Raw genomic sequence first — 6,207 nt, 5'->3', positions numbered from 1 at the left:
CGTGGTCGGTGCGAGATAGTCCACCACCGAGTCGTACTGGCGTCCCATCTTGAACGACCCGTAGGTCCCGGCGTCGATACCTACCAACGCCTGTCTGCCGAACATACGGCCGCCCTGGTTGGAATTGCCTGTGTTCAGGTCAAAACCATTTTCAAGAGTAAAGACCGCTTTCATGCCACCGCCAAGGTCCTCCGAACCCTTCAACCCCCAACGGCTGCCATAGGCGTAACCGCTTTCCATCTGGTACGCCTTCTGGCCTCCGACATTATTCGTATAGTTAAGACCCTCGTCTATAATTCCATAGAGCGTGACGCTTCCTTGCGCATGGGCAACCACATACCCTAACGATAAAGCGAGACCAACCGAGATTTTCAGGATTTTCATTTGGATTCCTATATTATTGAGTTGGATGCGTGACAGAGAAATAAGAAATGATCATGCTGTTAAAGTTAGGCACCTCCCGCAGAGAAAGGATGCTACCTCCGAGGACTACGCGTGTTCGAAGAATCGCCTCACGTAGTCGTTCGCTGGATTCTCGCGAATATCCGCGGGCGATCCAACCTGTACAAGCGCCCCGTCCTTCATAATCGCGATCTTGTTGCCAATGCGCATGGCTTCATCAATGTCGTGGGTGATAAAAATAATGGTCTTCCTGAGTTCCTTTTGCATCGCAAGAAGCACGTCCTGCATGTCCCATCTGATCAGCGGATCCAGAGCGCTAAAAGCTTCGTCCATCAACAGGATGTCGGGATCTGATACCAGTGCTCTCGCGAGACCGACTCGTTGGCGCATACCCCCGGAGAGCTCGTCGGGATATCGGGTTTCATAACCGTTGAGACCAATCCTGCCGTTGATCCACGTTCGAGATTTTCCAAGGGCATCCTTCTTTCGATCGCCTCGAAGCAGGCAACCGAAGGCAACGTTCTCGAGGACCGTCTTGTGGGGAAGGAGGGCGAAGCTCTGAAATACCATGCTCATACGAGTGCGCCTGAGCCTGCGAAGCTCGTTCGTGGTCAGCGAAAGTACGTCTACCCCATCAAGGAACAGACTTCCTTCGGTTGGTTCGATCAACCGATTGAAGTGGCGCACAAGAGTCGACTTGCCGGATCCAGACAGGCCCATGATGACAAAAATCTCGCCCTGTTCGATTTTCATCGACACATCCCGCACCGCCACGTTGCAGCCCGTGTCTTGAAGAATCGCGTCCTTGGTGGCGCCCTGCTTCGCCTGGACGACGGCCTCTCGCACTCGAAGTGAGGAGCCTCCGAAAACCTTGTACAAATGCCTCAATTCAAGCGCGCTCATTTTCCACTCCGCGGGCTGGTGTGTCTTCAATCAACTGTTTTCGAACTGACTTCCGTATCGACTTCGAAGGCATCTTGCGACGGTTGCGCCGGCCGGAGCTAAATCCTTGTGTCACCCGATCAAATACCACCGCGAGAATGACGATCGCCAGTCCTGCCTGGGCGCCAAGACCCATATCGAGATTGTTGATGCCCGCGAGTACGTCTTCGCCTAGCCCCCTGGCACCGATCATCGACGCCACTACAACCATTGCAAGGGACATCATTACGGCCTGATTCAGACCCGTCATGATCGAAGGCAATGCGAGCGGCAGTTCCACCTTCAGCAGCTTTTGTATTGGATGAGCCCCGAACGCATCGGCTGCCTCCAGGACGTCCGCCGGGACTTGCCGCAGACCTAGTTCAGTCAGACGCGTGAGCGGCGGCAAAGCGTAGATTGTCGTCGCGAGGATTGCCGGCACCTTCCCAAGACCGAAGAGCATTAGAACTGGTATCAAATAGACAAACGATGGGAGCGTTTGCATCAAATCCAGCACAGGATTCAGCACCCGCCGCAAACCGCTCGATTTTGCCATCCCTATCCCCAATGGAATCCCCAAGACTGTTGTTATCGCAAGCGAAACCAGCATGATCGCCAAGGTGAGTATCAATTTTTCCCATAACCCGAGGCACCCGATCAAGTAGATCAACAGCATCAAGAATGCTGCCTGAAGAAGTTTCCGGTTTCCGACCCATGAAATGATTCCGATCAGGAAAATCAAGAGGGGTGCGGGTGTCAGGTGAAGCAATGTCTCAACTGGATTAAGCCCATACACGAGGAGCCGAACGCTAACTGCGTGAAATAAATCCCCGTAGCGTGCAACTACGTCGGCAAAGAAGACATTTATCGTGTTCGCAAAATTCAGGTGCAAAAAGAAGTCGGTCATGTCCGCTGCGTTGATCACGCCCTCACTGGGATTTCGAGGCAAGAACCTTCTCGGCAATGCCAGATGGCAACCACTGCTTAACCGATTCCGGGTTCGCCTGTATATAGTCATCTGCCGCCTGACGCGCAGTCATCTTGCCGCCATCGAGCTTGGCGAGTTGCGCCTGAATACTGTCCATCGTCAGCGACACATTGTTCGCAAGTGCGAGTAACTGCGGCTCACTTGCGCTGATTTTTTGACTGAGAATCGCCTTTACCGTGTTGGGGGGCGAAGCGGAGGGACACGGAGCTGCTGTGGCCTTATCCGAGATCGTCTTCCAGCAGGCCTCGTTATAGGGTGCTTCGGTCAAGCGGATGGCCTTGTACTTGCCGAGAATCGAAGTCGGCTGCCAGTAATAAAATACGATCGGCTTTCCGCGCTGGAATGCCGAAACGATCGTCGCGTCAAGTGCGGCCCCCGTTCCTGGATGGAAGTTCGTGTATTTGCTCGCGAGGCCGTATGCTTTTATCTTCTGTGCGTTGTCGGATTCGCACTGCCAGCCGATTGGGCAATTCAGGATGCGCCCCTTGCTCGGGTCTTCGTCGTCAGCAAAAATAGTCGCGTACTTCGCCAGTTGCGGCACGCTTTGCAAATCTGGTGCCAAGGGTTTGATGTTGCGGCTCACGTCACCCTTAATCACATACTCAGGCACGTAGAAACCCTCCTGTATACCTCCCTGGAGAAGGTTGCCGACCAATTTCAATTTACCTTCGGCCGCCGCTTGCTCGACGGCGAGTGTCCTTCCGGTCGGATACTCGGCGAACACGTCCAGATCGCCCGTAATGAGAGCGTTTTGTGAAATTGCATTGGTCCCGGGAATCGACTCGGTCTTGCAGCCATAACCTCGTTCGAGGATCACTCGAAATAGTTCGGTATAAAAACGCCCACTGTCCCACCCCAGTTCCGCGAACTTTACTGGCGCGCCCTGATTGCAAATGGGAGGCGCGGCAATGGCAGATCCGTTCGCAAGGAAAGACATCGCGGCGACAACGAGTGTCTTAAAAAGAATGTACTTACGCATGTGATAAGCTCCTTTTATATTAAGTATTTAAGATGGCGGAGGCGGTTCCTCCGTTGACCATGGACAAAGCGTATGCGGGACAATTTCTGCAAACAAACCAAAGTTGTGGTTGTCTTGCATGCAAATTTCGCATGCAAGCGTTGGATGCACGAGGTGGTGCCGCGACTGGACTGTCTTTGCCAGCAAGGACGCGGTTCGGCCTTGCTGTTCGAAAACGCTGGGACTACGTGATTACCCGCATGCAACATTCGTCGTCATGCGATCGCCGCACACGGGGCGAATGGGCTGACGGCTTGCTCGGGATGGCCTACTGCCAAGTGCTCGTCTTAGCGTAACCAACGATCCAATTCAGAAACGTGCGCGCGTCATCGGATAGATCTGCTTTAGAAGTCATCGTGAGAAACTCGGAGTATCCAGTCTTCAGTCTTACGGCGAGAGGACGAACGAGTATGGTCTCGCGAACGTCTCGCGGAATCCCATAATTCCACCCCAGAGCGACACCTTCGTTGGCACATACTGCGCGATGCGCCAAGTCATGATTGGACACCCTTATTGCACGTCGCGCCGGCTGCATATCAATACCTTGCATTTCAAACCAGCTTTCCCAGCAGCACGATATTCCATCGTCCAAATCTATCAACGTTTCCGAGAAAAGGTCGTTCACACTGTTAATCGTTCTGGTTTTCAAATATTCCCGGCTGCATATGGGAAAAATGATTTCGTCAACTAGCCATTCTTTTTCTACACCTGGCCAATTACCGTCACCATAGCGAATTGCAAAATCCACCGCCTCCTTTCTCGGATCGACCGGTTGATTCGAGGCGATAACTCGGACATTTATTTCAGGGTGCAAACTTCGAAAAGCAATGACAGCCGGCATCAGCCAAAAACTTGACATCGCAACGCTGGCGGCGATCGTCACCGTGTTGGTCTCAAGCGCCTCTATCACCGCAACGGCTCGTTTGATCGACGACAAACTCTGACTAATGGCCAGTTGGAAGATTGTCCCAGCTTTGGTCAGTTTAATTTCCTTGTGATTTCTACTAAACAGCGCAACACCCAAGCGCGCTTCCAAAACCTGTACTTGACGGCTGATTGCACCTTGCGACATATGAAGTTCGTCCGCTGCCTTGGTAAAACTCATCAATCGGGCTGACGCATCGAAGGCAGTGATCGTGTTGAGTGGCGGCAACCGCTTCTTTGAATGTAGTGCCATGGTTTGCTGTCCTCCTCTGCTACTTACTGGTTTGTGCCTTTCCCTACCGCGCGCAAAACACATTAGCGCATGCAGAATTCCCAGTCTACTTAGACATCTAGTTTTGTCAGCGTAGCTCGACAGCGGCTTGCATGCAAATTCTGCATGCATAGCACCACGAAATTTGCTTTGACGATCCGGCACGCGCGCGTGCACGATTCGAGCACTGATCAACGGCGCGGGCGATAGCCTCTGACACGGTTTAGAGCTCAAACCTGGTCGGCCGCCCATTCCGCCCTCACCGCGAGTGAAATCAAAATGAAACCCCCCGATACGCAGATCGCATTGAATGACCTCGTGAATGTTCAAAAGTATCCGATATACGGCCGGGACGACCCTCTTTTACAAGAGAAGATCGGCGCCTTTCGCGAAGAACTCGAACTTACCGGATGCGCTGTCATTCGTGACTTTATTCGCCCAGAGAGGATCGAGGTCCTCCAGAACGAGAGCCGGCAATTATCCAGGTTCGCATATTTCAGTCACCGGAAAGTGAACCCGTATGCCACACAAGAGGACCTTTCGCTGAATCCGGATGACCCACGACGTACCTTTCAGGCCTTTAGCAACGGTTTTGTCGCACGGGACGTGATTCCGCCCGGCTCGATTACCAGTCAGCTTTACCACGACCTCGCGTTTCAACGGTTCGTCGCAGATGTATTGAACCTCACGACGATTCACGAGTACGCAGATCCTATCGCAGGGCTTGTCATTAACGTAATGCCCGACGGATCGGCTTTACCTTGGCACTTCGATACAAATGACTTTGTAGTCAGCTTATTGACCATAAAACCCGATGACGGTGGACTGTTCGAGTATTGCAACGGTTTGCGGAGTCAACATAACGAGAACTTCCCCACCGTCAAGTCCGTTTTAAACGGCGACCGGAAGCGGGTCGTGTCGCTCGAACTTCAACCTGGCGATGTGCAGTTGTTCAAAGGACGAAACTCTTTGCATCGAGTGACCTCGACAACTGGAGAGCGCCACACGTTGCTGTTCGGTTATGCAACACAACCTGGGGTCATCGGCCGGGCAGAGCGAACGCGCGTGGTGTACGGCCGGGTTCACAAAGCGCATTTGGAAGCGGAAGCCCGATCCCGGGCTGACGGACTCCTGGACTAGGGGAAAAATAATATGCAGGAACAGTCATTGTTCGAACCAAAAAGCTTTTGCAACATTGACGAGGCTATCGTTCGCGGTGTGGAGGCAAGTCGCTTGCAACGTGTTCGCGATCAACTGTTGAGGGCCGAAATATCCGTGGCCGTAATCTTCGACCCGATCAACATCAGATACGCGTGCGGTGCACGAAACATGCAGGTATATTCCGTGCGCAACCCAGCACGCTATCTGGTCGTTCCCGCGGCGGGTCCTGTTACTTTGTATGAGTACCGTTCCTGCGAGGGCCTGGCTGCCCATCTAGACACGATCGACGAGATCAGGCCGGCGCAACCCATCATGCCGCTGCATTCTGGCGAGAAACACACGGGATTCGTCAGCGCGTTCGTCGACGATATTAGAGAAGTGGTTCGGAATCACGGTCTGTTCGGGAACCGCGTGGCCATAGAAGGAAGTACCACTGGAGCAGTACGCGCGCTCATCGACGCCGGCTTCGACGTGTCAGACGCGCAGATACCGATCGAGCTGGCAAAGAGCATTAAAGTCGAA

At 53.2% G+C, this 6,207-nt stretch carries 7 protein-coding genes; 2 read left to right on the top strand and 5 right to left on the bottom strand.

The annotated features are described in order from the left end of the window. From GSQ93_RS19515 to GSQ93_RS19495, 5 genes are all read right to left on the bottom strand, one after another. On the bottom strand, positions 1-384 hold a 384-nt coding region (locus GSQ93_RS19515; protein WP_158937301.1), incomplete at its 3' end, for a porin. 105 nt (positions 385-489) lie between these two features. Next, positions 490-1,305 (bottom strand): glycine betaine/L-proline ABC transporter ATP-binding protein, encoded by an 816-nt coding sequence (locus GSQ93_RS19510; protein ID WP_158937300.1) that lies wholly within the window; start codon positions 1,303-1,305, stop codon positions 490-492. After that, positions 1,292-2,230: a proline/glycine betaine ABC transporter permease gene (locus GSQ93_RS19505; RefSeq protein WP_158937299.1), complete on the bottom strand. Its 939-nt coding sequence runs from the start codon at positions 2,228-2,230 to the stop codon at positions 1,292-1,294. Before GSQ93_RS19505 ends, GSQ93_RS19510 begins: the two co-directional genes overlap by 14 nt. 22 nt (positions 2,231-2,252) lie before the next feature. Further along, on the bottom strand, positions 2,253-3,290 hold the full coding sequence (locus GSQ93_RS19500) for a glycine betaine ABC transporter substrate-binding protein (RefSeq protein ID WP_158937298.1): 1,038 nt from the start codon (positions 3,288-3,290) through the stop codon (positions 2,253-2,255). A 307-nt stretch (positions 3,291-3,597) separates the two neighbouring features. Continuing rightward, positions 3,598-4,506, bottom strand: a complete 909-nt coding sequence (locus tag GSQ93_RS19495; protein ID WP_158937297.1) for a LysR substrate-binding domain-containing protein — start codon at positions 4,504-4,506, stop codon at positions 3,598-3,600. A 297-nt stretch (positions 4,507-4,803) separates the two neighbouring features. Here GSQ93_RS19495 and GSQ93_RS19490 point away from each other — a divergent pair, with 297 nt between their 5' ends. Together GSQ93_RS19490 and GSQ93_RS19485 are read left to right on the top strand one after the other, a co-directional pair. Continuing rightward, positions 4,804-5,664: a hypothetical protein gene (locus GSQ93_RS19490; protein WP_158937296.1), complete on the top strand. Its 861-nt coding sequence runs from the start codon at positions 4,804-4,806 to the stop codon at positions 5,662-5,664. Positions 5,665-5,691: 27 nt separating this feature from the next. After that, positions 5,692-6,207, top strand: a 516-nt coding sequence (locus tag GSQ93_RS19485) for an aminopeptidase P family N-terminal domain-containing protein (RefSeq protein ID WP_174254651.1), incomplete at its 3' end; no start/stop codon positions are given.

Source organism: Burkholderia sp. S171 (assembly GCF_009766085.1).
Taxonomy (GTDB): domain Bacteria; phylum Pseudomonadota; class Gammaproteobacteria; order Burkholderiales; family Burkholderiaceae; genus Caballeronia.
This window is presented reverse-complemented; position numbering and strand designations above follow the sequence as displayed.

Excerpts from the sequence above, each read along its gene's own strand:
- GSQ93_RS19510 (WP_158937300.1), bottom strand. The coding sequence starts at position 1,305 with ATGAGCGCGCTTGAATTGAGGCATTTGTACAAGGTTTTCGGAGGCTCC.
- GSQ93_RS19495 (WP_158937297.1), bottom strand. The coding sequence starts at position 4,506 with ATGGCACTACATTCAAAGAAGCGGTTGCCGCCACTCAACACGATCACT.
- GSQ93_RS19505 (WP_158937299.1), bottom strand. The coding sequence starts at position 2,230 with ATGACCGACTTCTTTTTGCACCTGAATTTTGCGAACACGATAAATGTC.
- GSQ93_RS19490 (WP_158937296.1), top strand. The coding sequence starts at position 4,804 with ATGAAACCCCCCGATACGCAGATCGCATTGAATGACCTCGTGAATGTT.
- GSQ93_RS19500 (WP_158937298.1), bottom strand. The coding sequence starts at position 3,290 with ATGCGTAAGTACATTCTTTTTAAGACACTCGTTGTCGCCGCGATGTCT.